At 43.8% G+C, this 17,511-nt stretch carries 14 protein-coding genes; 9 read left to right on the forward strand and 5 right to left on the reverse strand.

Features of this window, described 5'->3' with window-relative positions; translation table 11 throughout:
• The first annotated feature begins 18 nt into the window (after positions 1-18).
• The gene (locus tag KIH41_RS15250; protein ID WP_214162930.1) at positions 19-2,892 is read left to right on the forward strand and encodes a PD-(D/E)XK nuclease family protein; all 2,874 of its coding nucleotides are present in this window, start codon (positions 19-21) and stop codon (positions 2,890-2,892) included.
• 44 nt (positions 2,893-2,936) lie between these two features.
• On the opposite strand, the gene KIH41_RS15255 is transcribed toward KIH41_RS15250, so the two are convergent.
• The gene (locus KIH41_RS15255; RefSeq protein ID WP_213945631.1) at positions 2,937-3,404 is read right to left on the reverse strand and encodes a YciI family protein; all 468 of its coding nucleotides are present in this window, start codon (positions 3,402-3,404) and stop codon (positions 2,937-2,939) included.
• Positions 3,405-3,794: 390 nt separating this feature from the next.
• Between KIH41_RS15255 and KIH41_RS15260 the strand changes: the two genes are divergently transcribed.
• The 4 genes from KIH41_RS15260 to KIH41_RS15275 all read left to right on the forward strand — a co-directional run bounded on the left by KIH41_RS15260 (position 3,795) and on the right by KIH41_RS15275 (position 6,772).
• A complete protein-coding gene (locus KIH41_RS15260) occupies positions 3,795-4,163 on the forward strand; it encodes a response regulator (protein ID WP_213945630.1) in 369 nt (122 codons plus the stop codon).
• Positions 4,164-4,241: 78 nt separating this feature from the next.
• Positions 4,242-5,039: an MlaE family ABC transporter permease gene (locus KIH41_RS15265; RefSeq protein WP_213945629.1), complete on the forward strand. Its 798-nt coding sequence runs from the start codon at positions 4,242-4,244 to the stop codon at positions 5,037-5,039.
• Positions 5,040-5,042: 3 nt separating this feature from the next.
• The gene (locus tag KIH41_RS15270; protein WP_214162931.1) at positions 5,043-5,792 is read left to right on the forward strand and encodes an ABC transporter ATP-binding protein; all 750 of its coding nucleotides are present in this window, start codon (positions 5,043-5,045) and stop codon (positions 5,790-5,792) included.
• Positions 5,792-6,772: an MlaD family protein gene (locus KIH41_RS15275; RefSeq protein ID WP_213945626.1), complete on the forward strand. Its 981-nt coding sequence runs from the start codon at positions 5,792-5,794 to the stop codon at positions 6,770-6,772. Before KIH41_RS15270 ends, KIH41_RS15275 begins: the two co-directional genes overlap by 1 nt.
• Positions 6,773-7,110: 338 nt before the next feature.
• Here KIH41_RS15275 and KIH41_RS15280 read toward each other — a convergent pair whose 3' ends face one another.
• Positions 7,111-7,254 (reverse strand): hypothetical protein, encoded by a 144-nt coding sequence (locus tag KIH41_RS15280; protein WP_213945625.1) that lies wholly within the window; start codon positions 7,252-7,254, stop codon positions 7,111-7,113.
• Between the two features lie 195 nt (positions 7,255-7,449).
• On the opposite strand from KIH41_RS15280, the gene acnA reads away from it, so the two are divergent.
• From acnA to pgi, 3 genes are all read left to right on the forward strand, one after another.
• A complete protein-coding gene (acnA, locus tag KIH41_RS15285; protein WP_214162932.1) occupies positions 7,450-10,236 on the forward strand; it encodes an aconitate hydratase AcnA in 2,787 nt (928 codons plus the stop codon).
• Positions 10,237-10,290: 54 nt separating this feature from the next.
• Complete coding sequence (locus KIH41_RS15290; protein ID WP_213945623.1) at positions 10,291-11,025, forward strand: hypothetical protein; 735 nt, start codon at positions 10,291-10,293, stop codon at positions 11,023-11,025.
• A 252-nt stretch (positions 11,026-11,277) separates the two neighbouring features.
• Entirely contained in the window at positions 11,278-12,924 is a 1,647-nt protein-coding gene (gene pgi / locus KIH41_RS15295; RefSeq protein ID WP_214162933.1) for a glucose-6-phosphate isomerase, read from the forward strand.
• Positions 12,925-12,962: 38 nt separating this feature from the next.
• Here pgi and KIH41_RS15300 read toward each other — a convergent pair whose 3' ends face one another.
• Positions 12,963-13,754: an alpha/beta hydrolase gene (locus KIH41_RS15300; RefSeq protein WP_214162934.1), complete on the reverse strand. Its 792-nt coding sequence runs from the start codon at positions 13,752-13,754 to the stop codon at positions 12,963-12,965.
• A complete protein-coding gene (locus tag KIH41_RS15305) occupies positions 13,751-14,161 on the reverse strand; it encodes a VOC family protein (RefSeq protein WP_214162935.1) in 411 nt (136 codons plus the stop codon). Before KIH41_RS15305 ends, KIH41_RS15300 begins: the two co-directional genes overlap by 4 nt.
• Positions 14,162-14,281: 120 nt before the next feature.
• Here KIH41_RS15305 and KIH41_RS15310 point away from each other — a divergent pair, with 120 nt between their 5' ends.
• A complete protein-coding gene (locus KIH41_RS15310) occupies positions 14,282-16,840 on the forward strand; it encodes a glycoside hydrolase 5 family protein (RefSeq protein ID WP_214162936.1) in 2,559 nt (852 codons plus the stop codon).
• Here KIH41_RS15310 and KIH41_RS15315 read toward each other — a convergent pair.
• The gene (locus KIH41_RS15315; protein WP_214162937.1) at positions 16,818-17,489 is read right to left on the reverse strand and encodes an ion transporter; all 672 of its coding nucleotides are present in this window, start codon (positions 17,487-17,489) and stop codon (positions 16,818-16,820) included. The two genes, KIH41_RS15310 and KIH41_RS15315, sit on opposite strands and share 23 nt — an antisense overlap.
• Positions 17,490-17,511 lie beyond the last annotated feature (22 nt).

The following is a 17,511-nucleotide window of genomic DNA, read 5'->3' on the forward strand; positions in this document are numbered from 1 at the left end:
TTAGCAATCATCAGGTATATGCATAGTTTTCTTAGAAATACAGCACAGGATATATTACAGAGTTTTCCCTTACTGAAAGATGTGACCGTGGTATTTCCCAATCGGCGGGCAGGGCTTTTCTTTACCCAGCATCTGGGCAAAATCATTGACAAGCCTCAATGGCTTCCGGAAGTCAAAACTATCGAGGACTTATTTTACGGCTATGCCGGGAATAGACCTGCGGATAACCTGACGTTGATCTTTGAGCTTTATAAGGTTTATCAAAAGCTGCACCCAGCCCCAGAGGAATTTGATCGGTTTTATTATTGGGGAGAAATGATCCTAAAGGATTTCAATGACCTGGACCAATTTCTCGCCAATGCTGAGAAGCTCTACCGTGATCTTTCGGAAATCAAAGAAATTGAAACTGATTTAAGTTACTTGACTCACGATCAAATTCGGCTGATAAGGGAGTTTTGGAAGTCTTTTAACCTTCAGGACAAAGGGCATCAGGATAAATTTCTGAAATTTTGGCAAATGCTCCATGGCCTTTATGTGAACTTTAAAGACGAACTGGAAAACAAGCGGCTAGCATATGGTGGGATGTTGTACCGAAAGGTGATAGAATCCCTTGAGAGCATACCCAAACCAGACAGGCAATATGTATTTGTGGGGTTCAATGCTTTTACGAAAACTGAGGAGGTGCTTCTCAAGCATTTCATCCAAAAGTTTGGAGCAAAGATTTATTGGGATCTGGATGCCTATTACATTCAAAATTTGAATCAGGAGGCCGGCCTCTTTTTCAGGGAATACATGAAGGACCCTGTATTTGGTCCTACTTTCCCCGAAAACTTGCCTACGGAGATTGCTAACAGGAAAGCCAAGATAAAAACCTACGCCATTCCACTGAAGGTCAACCAGGCAAATCTGGTAGGAAAGCTGTTAGAGAAAATCAAAGGGGAGGAGCCCCTGGAGGAAACAGTGGTAATTTTGCCGGATGAGCAGTTGCTTTTTCCCACGCTACATGCCATGCCCCCCAATATTGACAAGATCAATGTAACGATGGGCTATCCGGTCAAAAATGCCCCTGTTTACGCATTTTTGGAAGGAGTGCTTGATCTTCAAAAATACACCAAGGTCGAGGAAGGGAAAGTCATGTTCTATCACAAGCCTGTGCGTGAACTTTTGGCCTCACCTTATTTGCAATTTGAAAACGCCAAGGAAGTACAGACCCTGTTGAAAAACATCCAAGAGACCAACCTGGTCTATGTGCCGCAGGAAATGCTGGCAAAGGTCAATGGGTTTTTCAAGATGCTTTTCGTAAAGCTTTCCCCTTCCCAGATATTTCCCTATCTGGGGGAAGTGATCAAGCGGTTGCATAGGCAGGCATCAGAGGAGACTCTGCAGAAAAGCTATTTGATGCAAACTTACAAGCAGCTAAACAGGCTGGGGGAGATTCTTTCCGGTCAGCAGGATGTGGGGATGAGCATGGATTTTTTCATCCGCATATTCCGTCAGGTTTTCAGGGAGGTCAAATTGCCCTTTGAGGGTGAGCCGCTGGCCGGTCTGCAGGTGATGGGGGTGTTGGAGTCGAGAAACCTGGATTTCCGAAGGGTGATAATCTGTAATATGAACGAGGAGAGTTTTCCGCCAGGCGGAGGGATGAATTCCATGATACCATTCAACCTTCGCAGGGCATTTGGCTTGCCCGTGCAGGAGCAGAATGATGCCATCTATGCTTATACCTTCTATAGGTTGATGCACAGTGCGGAGGAAGTTCATATGATCTATACTACTGCGGGTGACCAGGGCAAGGCCGGGGAGAAAAGCAGGTACATTCAGCAAATGGCTGAAGAAATGGATTTGGCCGAAGGGGCAATGGAAGAGGAAGTGGTGTTTGTGCCGGTAGACTTGAGCAAGTCCCAGCCTATATCCATTCCAAAAAACGAAAAGATTTATAAGTCTCTTGAAAGGTATGTGCTCAAAGAGGCCGGTGAACGGGTGACCGCCTTTTCGCCATCTGCCCTGAATGTCTGGCTCGACTGCAGGCTGAAATTTTATTTTAAGTATATCGCAGGCATGGATGAAAAGTCGACGGTGAACGAAGAAGTGGATCCGGCAGTTTTTGGAAATCTCGCCCATTTGAGTTTGGAGATTCTTTATCAAAATTACATTGAAAGGAAAAAAAGCGCCGTCATTGAAAAGACGGATTTTGAAAGATTGAAGCAACTGGTTTTTCCCTCCATTGAAAAAGCCATACGGAAGCAGTATTTTTTGGAAGACAATGCAGAGGTCAAGCTCAACGGCCAGTTGGCTATTGCCCGGGATGTGCTTCAGAAATATGTGTTGGGAGTATTGGCCATTGATGAAAACACGGCGCCATTTGAGATCATCTCCTTGGAGGCGGAGAAAAAGTACAGGACTGCTGTGGAGATAGACACGCCGGCAGGACTGAAGAGCGTGGCAGTGGGTGGAATCATCGATAGGGTGGACCGAGTGGGAGAGACTGTGCGGTTGATTGATTACAAATCAGGCACAGATAAGAAAACCTTTCCCGACATTCCCTCCCTTTTTGACAGGCAGCTCAAGAGCCGAAATAAGGCAGCCATGCAGACTTTGTTGTACGGACTTCTATATGACTCCAAGTTCCCTTCAGAAAACAGTCCGCTCAAACCAGCGATTTTCAACCTAAGGGAAATCTTCAAACCTGACTTCAATCCCTATCTTCAGGTGAAAGTTGGAAGAACTCAAGGGGAGGAGTTGAATGATTATAGATATCACAGAGAGGATTTCGGGTCGGAGCTCAGAAAGCTCCTCGAAGAAGTGTATGATCCCGAGGTGCCTTTTGACCAGACCGAGCATGAGGACAAATGTCGATACTGTCCTTATCAGGAAATCTGTGAAAGAGGATAAAATAAAAACAAGGGCCTTCCCAAAACGGGAAGGCCCTTGTTTTTTTAGAAGCTTTTCTTCTGCACTTTTTTGCTAAGCTCTGGGATGGCCATGAGTGCGGCTGATCCATACCATTGCACCAAATCCATTTTCAATACACCGGCCTTGATGGCGGGGTCCCGAGAAGTCAGCTCCTCGGCCTCTACAAGGGTGGCTACATTAAAAAGAAAAATACCCCGAAGTTCATCACCATCTATAAAAGGGCCGGCCAAAATGAGTTTGCCTTCAGCCGCCAGTTGGTTGATGTTTTCCATATGTCCTTTTTGAATTTCGGCTCTTTCCTCGGTACTGTATTTCTCCACCTGATCACCTCTTTTTAGGAAGGCCATTACATAGGTCTTCATTCCATAGTCATCTGCCTTGTATTGCTCGGCCAGCTTCTGATCGTAGGTCTCTTGGGCCATCAAGGTTTGGGAAAAAAGCAGGGTGAGAAGTAGGGGGCAAATCCTTAAAAGTTGTCTAATTATCTTCATAGGTAGGTAAAGTTTTGAAAGGCAATTTACCAAAATAATCTGATCCCTGATAGCAAAGTTTTACTCCCAAAAGCAGAAGCCCCCACTGAAAAGCAGAGGGGATTGTCAGACCAAGTTTCCCAAAATTACATGCTGAAAGGAAGAGATTAGGCCAATTTCCCAAAATGGCCCTGAAAGGCCTGGGTAAAATCAGGTAATTGATAAATGGGTTTAAGTAGATTGATTTAAATATTTGATTTATAAATGATAAAGCCTAATTTAGATTAATCTAAATTAGGCTAACCTAAATAATTACGCTTAGGCTAAATCAACTTTTTGCGCAATTTTGCCGTATTTGAAGCCATTTTTTCCTACATTCGATATCGTATTAATTCGAGCCAAAACCATATTATGAGTTCCGATAAAATCAAGACCGTGGTCATTGTGGATGATGATAAAGTGCAGCATATGATCAACCGGAAAATTCTCTTGCGAAGCTGTCCCGATTTGTGTCTTCAGTTTTTTGAAAGTCCCCTTACAGCTTTGGATTGGCTGGCCGAAAATCAGGCAGATCTTTTGCTGTTGGATATCAATATGCCCGAGATGAAAGGCTGGGAATTTTTGGAGATTTTGGAATCCAAATCCATAGAGCTGGATGTGAAAATGCTTACCTCAAGTATGGACGCCGATGATGTGGAGAAGAGTAAAAAATACAGGTTGGTCAGCGGTTTTTTAATTAAGCCATTGAACAAAAATGAAGTAGAAGTGCTTTTGAATTGAGAAAGACAACTTTTATGCTTTTTTAAGAGACTTCTAAAGTGATATTTAGTAGTTTCGCATTTTGATTTCTAGTAAAAGATGGCAGAAAAAACAGCTGAGAAGAAATATATCATATCTAAAAAAATAGACCAATTCTTCATTGACCTGGCGAGTATCTTCAGGTTTATGAAGCGCTTTTTTGTAGAAGTGTGGTTGCCGCCTTACGAGTTTAGAGAGGTGATTCGCCAATGTTATCAGATTGGGGTCAAATCCCTTCCTCTGATATCCCTCACTGGCTTTATTGTAGGGATAGTGTTTACCAACCAGTCCAGGCCCTCGCTGACCGAATTTGGGGCCACCAGCTGGCTACCTGCCCTGATTTCTATTGCCATTGTAAGGGCCATGGGACCTTTGGTGACGGCACTGATAGCTGCAGGAAAAGTCGGTTCCAGTATTGGTGCGGAGATCAGCTCCATGAAAGTGACCGAGCAGATTGATGCCATGGAGGTATCCGCGACCAATCCTTTCAAGTTTTTGGTGGTGACCAGGGTTATTGCCTGTACCGTCATGATTCCACTACTGGTAATGTATGTGGATTTTGTGGCCCTTTTGGGAGCCTTTTTGAATGTCCACCAAAATGAACTTACCAGTCTGACCACCTTCTTTGTGGAGGTTTTTGAGGCGCTTACCTTCTTGGATATCTTTTCATCCATCATAAAATCTACCGTATTCGGCTTTACCATAGGGATCGTGGGCTGCTATAAGGGCTACACATCCTCCAAAGGAACCGAAGGGGTGGGGAAGGCAGCCAATGCATCCGTGGTAATGGCTATGTTTCTGATCTTTATCGAGGAGCTGTTGGCTTTGCAGATTGTTAACTTCTTTAGATTTAATTAAGCCATGAGGGAGAAGGTAATTGAAATAAAAGGGCTTACAAAATCTTTTGGGGACCTGCATGTGCTCAAAGGGGTGGATCTGAATCTTTATAAGGGAGAAAACCTGGTTGTGCTGGGTAAATCCGGTACAGGTAAGTCTGTTTTGATTAAGATTGTAGTTGGGTTGTTGACCCAGGATGAGGGTTCGCTGAAGGTATTTGGTCAGGAAGTGAACAGCCTGCCAAGCAAGGAGTTGGATAAATTGAGGTTGAAGATCGGCTTTTCTTTCCAGCACAGTGCGCTTTATGATAGTATGACGGTGAGGGAAAATCTTGAATTTCCCTTGGTGAGAAATGTGAAAACCATTACCGAAAGTGAGAAGGAAAAAAAGATTCATCGCGTATTGGAATCTGTAGGCTTGAGCCAGGCCATTGACCAGATGCCGTCTGAGCTTTCCGGTGGACAGAAGAAAAGAATCGGTATTGCCAGGACTTTAATTTTGGAGCCCGAAATCATGCTCTACGATGAGCCCACAGCCGGTCTTGACCCCATTACCTGTGGCGATATCAACGACCTGATCAATCAGGTGCGGGATGAATATAAGACTTCTTCCATTGTTATTACCCACGACCTTACCTGCGCCAAAGTAACCGGTGATAGGCAGGCGGTTTTGCTGGATGGCAAGTTTGGGGCAGTGGGAGAGTTTGAAGAAGTGTTTCATTATACTTCAGATGATAGAATTAAGGCGTTTTATGATTATAACTTCATTAATTGATGAAAAGTGAAAATAGAAAATCCGTTATCGTAGGCATTTTCACCTTGATCGGGATAATTATTCTCGTGGCGGGTATCATGACTTTGGGCGGGCAGCAAAAGAAGTTTGTCAAAAGCTTCAGAGTAAAGGCCGTATTCGATGATGTTGCCGGTCTGCAGGTAGGTAACAACGTATGGTTTTCAGGTGTGAAAATCGGGACCGTCCGAAAAATCAATTTCTATGGGGATTCCCAGGTGGAAATTGAGATGAATATCGAAGAAAAAACCCGTGAGTTTATCCGAAAAGACTCCAAAGCCACTATTAGCTCTGACGGTCTGATCGGTAACAAGATCATTGTCATCTATGGGGGAACCACTCAGGCTCCAACTATTGAAAACGATGATAGGCTGGTCTCGGTGATGCCGCTGGATACCGATAAGATGATGGAAACCCTTCAGGAGAATAATAGAAACTTGGTTTCTATTACTAATGACCTAAAGAACCTTACGGGCAAAATCAGCGAGGGTGAGGGGATCATAGGGGCTGTGCTTACGGATAGTCTGCTTGCGGAGAATTTCCGAAACATGCTAAGCAACCTTGAAAGCACCACGGTCAATAGCAACCAAATCACGGCAGACCTATCACGCTTTGCTTCAAAAATGAATCAGGAAGGGACTTTGCTTGATAACTTGGTGAAGGATACCACCGTGTTTAAAAGCCTTCAGGCAACGGCTAAGAGTTTGGAAAGTACCACCGAGGAGGCTTCTGCTGCCGCGGCTAATTTCAACGCAGCAAGTGAGAAAATCAAGGAAACAGACAATGCCCTGGGGATGCTTCTGAATGACGAGCAATTTGCACAATATCTCAAAGGGACCTTGGAGAATCTGGAATCAGGTACAGATAGACTAGATGAAAATCTTGAGGCTTTACAGCATTCTTGGTTGCTTAGGAGGTATTTTAGACGTCAGGCCAGACAGCAAGCGGCAGAAGAGGCGAATTAATAAACGACGTTTCAGATCATATAAAATACATTTCAATTGGTTGAATTTACAATTGATTTAAAAAGCCTGAGTATACTTACTCGGGCTTTTTGTGTAGGGGTGAGATTAAAATGAGGCCTATAAAATTCTTCCAGAAGAAGAAAACTTGCCTGCACAGGCAGGTCTATGAATCTTATCTTTCTGCCATTAGGTGTGAGTTTGTAAGATCCCAAACTGAACTCTGAGAAACGCCGTGTCTCTTTTCATTCCACGAAGGGGTTTTTGTTTTCATACTTTGTGCCTTTATTTTATGCTTTCGAATGGGTAATTGGAACGGTTTAAATCGTAATGACCCCGTCTTAGAAGGAAGCTCCGAATACTACTACGTCGAACTCAGCCTCCCGTTCTTCCGTCTCCCGTCTTCGGTCCCAAAATCCAAATCTTTCTCCGGCCAAAGCATCGTTTAAGGTTTTAATTCCGTGAATAAAATTAAAGCCTGACATCAGGTAACTTGGTATAAGTTTTACTTAATCAAGCTTGTATATTTACTTTGGCAACCTATTTTTTGGCATAAGGAACATGGATTTTGAAGTTTGTGATTTTTCTTAAAACAAACCTCTCCATGGGAGGTTAATTTTTTGCCGGCTTCACTTTTCCTTCCGGCCATGAGTTCAATCTTTTAAATCTACCCCATTCATATGTCTTTGGATCCATATCAAATCAAGCGTTCTCTTTCAACCCCACAGGGTGATCTTACTTATTGGAGTCTATTTGAGCTTTGCCAGCAGGGTAAAAGCATTCAGAAACTGCCTTTTAGCATCCGTATACTCCTTGAAAATGCCCTCCGCAACTTTGATGATTTTGCCATTACAAAAGAGAATATTGACACGATTCTCAATTGGTCTCCCAGCCCTTCTGATAAAGATATACCATTCAAACCGGCGAGAGTGCTGATGCAGGATTTCACCGGTGTGCCGGCTGTAGTGGACATCGCCTCCTTGAGAGCCGAGGCTGTCCGGAAGGGTAAAGATGGGCAGAAGATAAACCCGCTTATCCCCGTTGATCTTGTGATAGATCACTCGGTTCAGGTGGACTATTTTGGAACCAATTATTCCTATAAAAAGAACGTAGATGTAGAATATGAAAGAAACGGCGAAAGGTACCAGTTGCTAAAATGGGCGCAGACCGCATTTGACAATTTCTCGGTAGTGCCTCCGGGCATGGGCATTTGCCACCAGGTAAATTTGGAGTACCTCGCCCAAGGGGTAATTGTAAGGGACGGTCAGATTTTTCCAGACACCTTGGTAGGCACCGACTCCCATACCCCCATGGTGAATGGAATTGGCGTAGTGGGGTGGGGTGTTGGCGGGATTGAGGCCGAAGCAGCGATTCTGGGCCAGCCTATCAATTTTATCATGCCGGAAGTAGTTGGGCTCAAACTAACAGGCTCTTTGCCGCTGGGGACTACGGCCACGGATATGGTGTTGACCATTACCCAGCTGCTCAGAAGCCATGGGGTAGTGGGCAAGTTTGTGGAGGTCTTTGGGCCGGGGCTGGATACCCTGTCGGTGCCGGACCGGGCCACTATTGCAAATATGTCTCCTGAGTTTGGCTGCACAGTGACATATTTCCCCATAGATGACCGCACGCTTGACTACATGGCCAAAACCAACCGAAGCGAGGAGCAGATCAAGCTGGTGGAGCAATACTGCAAGGAAAACCTGCTTTGGAGAAAAGATGAGGAGCAGATCGAATACTCAAGTGTAGTAGAATTGAACTTGGACAATGTGGAGCCAACCGTAGCTGGACCAAAGAGACCACAGGATAAGATTTTGCTTAGGGAGTTCAAAAGTAAGTTTGGTGAAATCCTGCAGGATGTTCACGGCAGGGAATACATTCCAATAGATAAAAGAGATGTGAGCAGGTGGTATGAGGAAGGGGGGAGCAGCCAGCCAACTGAGCAAGCCTCCAGTATTCCTTCCGATGTTGAAATTGAAACCAAACTTCGGGATGGACTTAAAACTGTAGTGGTAAAGCTGCATAATGAGAAATTTGCACTTCACGACGGCTCTGTGGTGATTGCGGCCATCACCTCCTGTACAAATACCTCCAATCCAAATGTGATGATAGGGGCGGGTTTGGTAGCTCAGAAGGCCAGGCAGCGTGGACTGGATGTAAAACCTTGGGTAAAAACTTCCCTTGCTCCAGGATCGAAGGTAGTAACCGACTACCTGATAAAAGCCAACCTGCTTGATGATCTAGAGGCATTGAGATTTCATCTGGTGGGGTATGGTTGCACTTCATGCATTGGTAACAGTGGTCCTCTGCCAAAGCATATAGCCAAAGCGGTGGAGGAAAATGACTTAGTGGTCGCTTCTGTCCTTTCGGGTAATAGAAACTTTGAAGCCAGGGTACACCCCCAAGTTAAAATGAATTATCTCATGTCGCCAATGCTGGTAGTGGCCTATGCATTGGCAGGGAGGGTGGATATCGACCTTAACTCGGAGCCGTTGGGCTACGATCCCAATTTAGAGCCGGTGTATCTCAAAGATATCTGGCCTAGCAATGAGGAAATTTTCGAAGTGGTGAGCAAGGTGCTTAGCCCGGGGGATTTTGAGAAGAATTATGGGGAGATATTTGAAGGTAATGAGCAGTGGAAAAACCTAGAAGCACCCAAAGATCCTGTTTATCAATGGAATGAAAAGTCCACATACATTAAAGAAGCCCCGTTTTTTGATGGGATTTCGGAAGAAATCGCAGAACCCAAGGATATTAAAAATGCACATGTGCTCCTAAAGCTAGGGGATAGCATTACTACCGATCATATTTCTCCGGCAGGGGCATTTTCGGAGGTCTCGGCTGCAGGCAAATTCCTTTTGGAGCGTGGGGTGCCTAAGGAGAATTTCAATTCCTATGGATCCAGAAGGGGAAATGATGAGATTATGGTGAGAGGTACATTTGCCAATGTGAGGATAAAAAATGAGCTTTCTACCAAGGAAGGTGGCTATACCATCCACATTCCAAGTGGTGAGGAGATGAATGTGTATGATGCTGCCCAGATATATAAGGAGACAAATACCCCATTGCTGGTATTGGCAGGCAAAGAATATGGAAGCGGGTCATCCAGGGACTGGGCCGCTAAGGGTACCAGCCTGTTGGGGGTAAAAGCGGTATTGGCAGAAAGCTACGAAAGAATCCACCGCAGCAACCTGGTTGGCATGGGAGTGCTTCCTCTCCAATACGCAGAAGGTGATAATGCCGAAACGCTTGAACTTAGTGGAAAAGAAAAGTTTTCCATAGAAAACATTGAAAGTGGTTTGGAAGTGGGAAAGAGGCTTTTAGTCCACGTGGAGAATGAAGATGGGCAAAGAAAAAGTTTTGAAGTTATCAGTAGGCTCGATTCTGGCATTGAAATTGAATACTTCAAACACGGAGGTATCCTGAATTATGTTTTTCGTCAGTTTTTACAGCGTGACAATTCTTAAAGGATGTTTTTTTATAAAGTTTATTGATATTTTAATTATTTAAAGGAGGTAATCATGTTAAGGAAAATTTGTGGTGTAGCACTTTGCGCTATCGCGTTGAGTAGTTGTACATCAGACGACCAAAGAGACTACAGCGAAGTCTATGTCCCAGAGATTTTGGAAATTGCACCAGTGGAAAGAATCCAGCAACTTGAAAGAATGAATTTTATCATGCACGAGGGCAAAACACCTCCTCAGGTTTCGGGATCTTACAAAGCCAGCCCTTACTATATGACAGCCAGTAACGAACAAAACTGGACTTACCAGTCAGGTGAGCGGGTAGAGGATTATTATTACCGATTCAGGGACCAAAATATGTCCGACTTGTCCATTAGAATGGATGTAAGGGGAGTGGATCCTGAGTTTGAAAACATTGTGTACGATTCTCCCAATGAGAAAAGATACATGTCAGGTAACGGCAACAAGTTTTCTGCTTTTTCAATAGTTGAAAACTATTACGTGTACCATGAAAGAGATAGAATTGACACTGCCCGGTTCAGAAGCCTTGAAGTGGTGAGTGCGGAAGTGTCAGATGAAGGATTGAGAAATTATCAATATGCGTTTGTAATGTTGGATAATTATGGTGATCCTTTGAATAAGTTAGCGCAAAATGATGCCACTAGAATATTCTACGATGGTGATAGAATGGCACAAGCCCATCCGTTTTTTGAAGGTGAAATGGCCGATGATGAGGTTGGGGTAAGAAGAAAGTTCAGACCATTGGAAAGACAAGATATTGATCAGTTTTAAGGATTTTTGAGTTCTATATTAATTCAACCCGTTGCTAAAAAGCAGCGGGTTGTTTGTTTTTAATTAAATCTGAACAATAGGGGGTAATAAACCCAGGCGTCTTTTGGGTTGATTAGAGACCCTCAAAATATGGATCATATTTGAATTCTAAAAATCCGGGTCAGATTTTAATCTCCAAACCCCCGCAGAAGATTTCGTCAGTCGAATATAAAACCGTATTTTTATGCCTTTAAACCATTAAACCGATTTTAAATGAAAAATATTAACCCCACCCAGACCAAGGCTTGGAAACAGCTGGATATTTTTGCCCAAAACAAAAAAGAGCAGACCATCAAGTCTCTTTTTGCCCAAAGAGATAGATTCGAAAAATACCATATACAATTTGAAAACATCCTGGTTGATTTTTCCAAAAACAGGGTGGATGATGAGACTTTTAAGGTTTTAAAACAACTAGCCGAAGATGTTGACCTTAAGTCAGCGATTGAGGCAATGTTTACAGGTGAGGCCATAAATAAGACAGAAAATAGAGCAGTATTGCACACAGCCCTCCGAAACCGGTCCAATATTCCTATTAAGGTGGACGGTGCGGATGTGATGCCTGATGTAAATGCTGTTTTGGAAAAAATGAAGGCATTTGCGGATAAAGTGGGAGCAGGGGAATGGAAGGGTTACACGGGTAAGCCAATCAAATCATTGGTCAACATCGGTATCGGTGGGAGTGACCTGGGACCAGTGATGGTGACTGAGGCATTGAAGCCTTACCAAAAAGAGAACCTTGAGATTTTCTTTGTCTCCAATGTAGATGGCACGCACATGGCTGAGACCTTGAAAAAGGTTGATCCTGAAACGACTTTGTTTTTCATTGCTTCCAAGACTTTTACAACCCAGGAAACCATGACCAATGCCCATACGGCAAGGGATTGGTTTTTGGATAAAGCAAAGGATGAGTCTGCGGTAGCCAAGCACTTCGTTGCCCTTTCCACCAATGGCAAAGCGGTCAGCGAATTTGGTATCGACACCGATAATATGTTTGCCTTTTGGGACTGGGTTGGTGGAAGGTACTCCTTGTGGTCCGCCATCGGGTTGCCCATAGCATGTGCAATTGGGTTCGACAATTTTGAGAAACTATTGGATGGCGCCCATGCCATGGATAAGCATTTCAGAAATGAGCCTTTCGAAAAGAATCTTCCGGTGGTCCTTGCCTTGATCGGAATCTGGAATACCAACTTCCTGGGAGCAACTTCCGAGGCTATTTTACCCTATGATCAATACCTGCACAGATTTGCCGCCTATTTCCAGCAGGGAAATATGGAGAGCAACGGAAAATATATCTCTCGTGACGGGGAAAAGGTCAATTACGGCACGGGACCGATCATTTGGGGCGAGCCAGGCACCAATGGGCAGCATGCGTTTTATCAATTGATCCATCAAGGAACTCACCTGATTCCTTGCGATTTTATCGCTCCTGCGATTTCTCACAATCCGATTGGTGATCATCACACCAAGCTAATGTCGAACTTCTTTGCCCAAACAGAAGCTTTGATGAATGGTCAGAGTTTGGAAAAAGTAATGAGTGAGATGGAGAAGGCTGGAAAATCAAAAGAAGAGATTTCGGTGATTGCTCCTCATCGAGTATTTGAAGGCAATAGGCCTACAAATTCTATTTTGGTCAAAAAGTTGGATCCATTTACCCTTGGTGCCTTGATCGCCATGTATGAGCACAAGATTTTTGTGCAGGGGGTAATCTGGAATATATTCAGTTTTGACCAGTGGGGGGTAGAGCTTGGTAAAGTGCTAGCTAAGGAAATCCTACCGGAACTGGAAAATGAGGAGAACATCGAATCTCATGACAGTTCTACAAACGGATTAATCAACGCATTTAAGCAAATGAGAAAATAAATTAAAAAGGCCTGCAGAACTCTTCTACAGGCCTTTTTTTATTTCCACTTAAAAAGAAATTTTATGGCATCATTGAACTCTCTGGCCCAATACCACTCTTTATGCTCGCCGTCTTCATGTATAAGAGATTTGAATTGACTCTGGGTTAAAACATCGGTCAGGACGGATTCAGCTTTTACCTGATCCTTGGGAAAATCCACTTCACCGAAGACTTCCTTTGCTCCGCTGATCATATAAATTCTAGTATCGGAGCTTATTTTCTCCAGATATTCTCTTTCAATGGTTTTGGGGTTAAACCAAAAGGCGGGCGAAAATATCCCGGCTACCGTAAAAACTTCTGGAAATTCGGCTAATGCCTGAATGGAAATCAGTCCGCCAAGACTACTTCCCATAATACCAACTTTGTCTTTATCAATATTGAAATTTGAATTGATTACAGGCATGACTTCCTCCAGGATAAAGCTGAGGTAATCCTTTCCGTTTCCAGAGGAATGGTCGGGGTTATAATAATAGGAAAGTTCTGCCATCCTTTTCTCCCCTCCATTTGCAATACCCACTACGATCAACTCCAATCCCTCTTTTTCCAAGACAAATAGGTTTTCCTGAAGCTGCCAGGTCCCTGCATAAGCGAGGGAGTCATACCATAAATTCTGCCCATCATGCATATATAATACGGGATAGGTTTTCCCGGAGTCATAGCCAGATGGCGTGATGATCCAGATATCTCTGGCTTCCCCTAGGTGCTCACTGAAGATTTTTTGATGGGCAATCTTTTGGGCAAAGCCTAAAGTAGAAATAAAGCTCAATATGATAACTAGAAGCGATTTCATTTAATGTTTGGGTTTTTGGAACTAGGTTCAATCAGGTCCCAAAGGTTGCCATAAAGATCCTTGAAGACAACCACTTTCCCGTATTCTTCATTCACAGGGCCCCGCACAATTGGAATGTTGTGAAGATTTAAATTTTCTAGATCCCGCTCAAGGTTGTCTGTGTAGAGGAAAAGAAAAACCCTCCCCCCTGCCTGATTGCCGACATAGTTCAGCTGTTCTGGATTGGCCGCTTTTGCGAGTAAAAGGGAGGCACCACCGCTTCCTTGGGGCTTTACCACCACCCATCGTTTGGTTTCCGACAGCGGGGTGTCTTCGATAAGAAGGAATTTTAGCTTTTTCACATAAAATTCAATGGCCTCATCATAATCCCGCACCAGTAATGACATTTGGACAAACCGTTGGTTCATAACTTTAGAATTGAAAGCTGGTTTTTGCCTTAAAAATACGCCTTACATATAAGAAAAGTATGATCATAAGTGAAAAAACTGGAAATTAGGCACGTAATTCCAAAATTCAAACCTGTTAACATGCGTTTATTATTAATCTTATTATTGCTATTTCCTTTTGGTCTCATGGCCCAGCAAATCTCAAGCACCTACTTGGATGAGTCGGGGGTCATCCGCTGGTCTGAAGATGAAGCCGAGGTAAAAGGGTTCGGTGTGAATTACACGGTTCCTTTTGCACATGCCTATCGGACTGCCGAAAGGTTGGGCGTGAATCAGAAAGAGGCCATTGACAATGATTTGTACCATTTTACCCGCCTGGGTTTTGATCTTTATCGTGTACATGTGTGGGATACGGAGATCAGCGATTCATTGGGAAGCCTTCTGGAAAATGAGCACCTCGATCATTTCGACTATTTGATCCACAGATTAAATGAACTGGATATAAACTATGTAATCACCCCGATTGCCTTTTGGGGAAACGGATGGCCGGAGCCCAATGAGGATACACCCGGCTTTTCTGAAAAATATGGAAAGGATGAATGTCTTACCGACCCCAATTGTATTAAGGCCCAAGAAAACTATTTGACCCAATTCATGAATCACACCAACCCTTACACTGGTGTAGCATATAAGGATGATCCCCGCCTGATAGCTGTGGAGGTAAGCAATGAGCCCCATCATAGGGGTGAGGCTGCGGAAGTTCAGAAATTTGTGCAAGGCATGGTGGAGGCCATTCGTGCCTCGGGGACCGAAAAGCCGATATTTTATAATGCCAGCCATGGAACTCATTTCATTGAGGAATATTTTGAAGGGGGAGCCCAAGGTGGTACTTTCCAATGGTATCCCACTGGTCTGGGCTACAAGAAAGAAATTCCAGGCAACCTGCTACCAAATGTAAACGACTACCATATTCCATTTTCGGAGGCCTTTGAAAAACACCATGCGGGCAAGCTCGTGTATGAGTTTGATGCTGCGGATGTGGGGCGTACCTATATCTATCCGGTGATGGCCAGGTCTTTCAGAACGGCGGGTATACAGATTGGGACGCATTTTTCCTATGATCCCACTTTTATGGCTGATGTCAATACCGAATATGACACCCATTACATGAATCTGGCCTACACACCAGGTAAAGCAATTTCCTTGTTGATTAGCGGCGAAGTTTTTCGCAAAGTGCCCATGAGAGCGGAGTTTGGGAATTATCCCCAAAACCTCGAGTTTGATGATTTTACAATTGACTACCATTCCGACCTTGCTCTTTTCAATTCGGGCAAAAAATATTTCTACACCAACGCCCATGAACATGAACCCAAGAATATTTCCTTGCTCCAGCAAGTGGCGGGCGTAGGAAACAGCCCCTTGATTAAATACCAGGGGACTGGAGCTTATTTTCTGGACAAGCTTGATGAGGATAGCTGGCGACTGGAAGTGATGCCTGATGCAATCTGGGTGGAGGATCCTTTTGGGAGAAACAGTCCAGACAAAATTTTGGCTGTAATAAATTGGGCGAGCCATTCCATGCGCATCAACCTTGAAGGTTTGGGGGAAGATTTTAGTATCAAAGGTATCAATGATGGAAATACTGTGGATGTGACCGCAGAACAAAAATCATTTGAAATCCAACCGGGCACCTACGTTGTACAACGTGCCGGCTCATCGAAGTCATGGCCTGCAGATGAGGATTTTGGCAAAGGAAAGTTGGGCGATTTCTATGCCCCGAAGGCAACAATAGAAAAATCCTATTTGGTGCATAACTCAATTAAGTCGGCATCCTTGGATCAACCTTTGAAAATTGAAGTAAAGTATGTAGCTAAAGAAAAACCAAAAGCAATCAAAATCCAACCTGGATTTAGGGATCCAATAGCGTTGGAAGAGGTTAAGCCATACCACTACCAGGCAGAAATTCCTGCAGATTTATTATATGAAGGCTTGTTTGAATACCACTTGATAGTGAAAAATAAAGACGGCAAAAACATTACCTATCCGGCAGGAAAGGAAGGACGACCTTCTGATTGGGATTTCTATGATCGTGAGGCCTACAAAGTGAATATTACCCCTGCCGAATATCCTATTCATCTCTTTGATGCCAAATCGGATTCAGAGTGGCTGGTAAGGCAATGGAGGGAGGGGTTCCGGCTAGTGCCAACCAAGCATTCCACGGAATTTGAGTACCTAATGCCTATTGAACAGCTATTTGTGGAAGACCCGGAAAACCTGAATGCTGAGCCGATCTACGATTATAGCTTCAAGCATTTTATACTGGATGCTATAAAAGGAAGGAAAAACGATCTTTCCTCTAAAAACAGGTTGGTCTTGAAAGGCCGTTCTTTGGAGGAAAAGCCCCTAAATCTTCAGGTTGCGTTTGTGATGGATGATGGAAGCGCCTATGGGTGCATGGTTGAAATAGGAGCAGAGATGGGAGAGTACACTTTGGATCTGAATTCTGTTCAACCGGTGAAAACGGTTACCTTACCAAGGCCTTATCCAAGTTTTCTTCCTTACTATTTTGAACATGATCTTCCTGAGGATTTTGATATCACTAGGGTCGAAAGTCTGCAGTTTTCGATAGGGCCTGAGCTGGATGAGGATGAAAAGAAGGCTTCCCATGGATTGGGGATTATTTCCATCCGGCTAGAGTAATTAGGCTTTCTTCAGATCTGCCATTATATCCAAAACCCACAGTAGAGATTACGCCCATAAGCCAATACATGGTGGTCGGCACATCAGAAAACTCCTCCGGTTGGGCGGAGTTTTCTGCATAATAGAGCAGTATGGAAGAGAGTACCAGAAAGAAGAAGGTAAACAAACTGAAGATAACCAGATAGCTGAGCCTCTTTTTGTAGACCTTGTACATAAAGTCAAGGGAGTCAGTGAACCTCACTAGTCGCAAAATGGCGAAGATTCTGAACAGCCGCATGATTCGGAAAAACCGGAGATCCAGTCCAAAAAAGGGGAGATAAAATGGTAAAATAGCCAGCAGGTCAATTACCATCATGGGAGAGGTGGCAAATTTGAGATTTCCTTTTGCGGAATTAGGGTAGTCGGGGTGCATATTGCCCGTCCAAACCCTGCCCAGGTACTCGATGCTGAAAATAACGATGCTGAAAACTTCAAAACCATTGAAGAGCGCGGGACTCCATTCATAAATATAGTCCACAGACCTCAATATGATGCCCAAAACATTTAAAAAGATCAAGGAGATGATGAACACATTTATCCACCAGCTGGCCGAACCTGTTTGCTCAGGAGGTGAAAGTAAGTGATAAGTTATTTCCTTCAACTTTTTCATGGGCAAAAATTAGGATCATTGA

The organism is Litoribacter ruber, assembly GCF_018500185.1.
GTDB classification, from domain to species: domain Bacteria; phylum Bacteroidota; class Bacteroidia; order Cytophagales; family Cyclobacteriaceae; genus Litoribacter; species Litoribacter ruber.

What these genes read in the sequence shown, in the direction of transcription:
- KIH41_RS15250 (WP_214162930.1), top strand. Translation starts at nt 19, where the DNA reads ATGCATAGTTTTCTTAGAAATACAGCACAGGATATATTACAGAGTTTT.
- KIH41_RS15255 (WP_213945631.1), bottom strand. Translation starts at nt 3,404, where the DNA reads ATGAAGATAATTAGACAACTTTTAAGGATTTGCCCCCTACTTCTCACC.
- KIH41_RS15260 (WP_213945630.1), top strand. Translation starts at nt 3,795, where the DNA reads ATGAGTTCCGATAAAATCAAGACCGTGGTCATTGTGGATGATGATAAA.
- KIH41_RS15265 (WP_213945629.1), top strand. Translation starts at nt 4,242, where the DNA reads ATGGCAGAAAAAACAGCTGAGAAGAAATATATCATATCTAAAAAAATA.
- KIH41_RS15270 (WP_214162931.1), top strand. Translation starts at nt 5,043, where the DNA reads ATGAGGGAGAAGGTAATTGAAATAAAAGGGCTTACAAAATCTTTTGGG.
- KIH41_RS15275 (WP_213945626.1), top strand. Translation starts at nt 5,792, where the DNA reads ATGAAAAGTGAAAATAGAAAATCCGTTATCGTAGGCATTTTCACCTTG.
- KIH41_RS15280 (WP_213945625.1), bottom strand. Translation starts at nt 7,254, where the DNA reads ATGTCAGGCTTTAATTTTATTCACGGAATTAAAACCTTAAACGATGCT.
- acnA (WP_214162932.1), top strand. Translation starts at nt 7,450, where the DNA reads ATGTCTTTGGATCCATATCAAATCAAGCGTTCTCTTTCAACCCCACAG.
- KIH41_RS15290 (WP_213945623.1), top strand. Translation starts at nt 10,291, where the DNA reads ATGTTAAGGAAAATTTGTGGTGTAGCACTTTGCGCTATCGCGTTGAGT.
- pgi (WP_214162933.1), top strand. Translation starts at nt 11,278, where the DNA reads ATGAAAAATATTAACCCCACCCAGACCAAGGCTTGGAAACAGCTGGAT.
- KIH41_RS15300 (WP_214162934.1), bottom strand. Translation starts at nt 13,754, where the DNA reads ATGAAATCGCTTCTAGTTATCATATTGAGCTTTATTTCTACTTTAGGC.
- KIH41_RS15305 (WP_214162935.1), bottom strand. Translation starts at nt 14,161, where the DNA reads ATGAACCAACGGTTTGTCCAAATGTCATTACTGGTGCGGGATTATGAT.
- KIH41_RS15310 (WP_214162936.1), top strand. Translation starts at nt 14,282, where the DNA reads ATGCGTTTATTATTAATCTTATTATTGCTATTTCCTTTTGGTCTCATG.
- KIH41_RS15315 (WP_214162937.1), bottom strand. Translation starts at nt 17,489, where the DNA reads ATGAAAAAGTTGAAGGAAATAACTTATCACTTACTTTCACCTCCTGAG.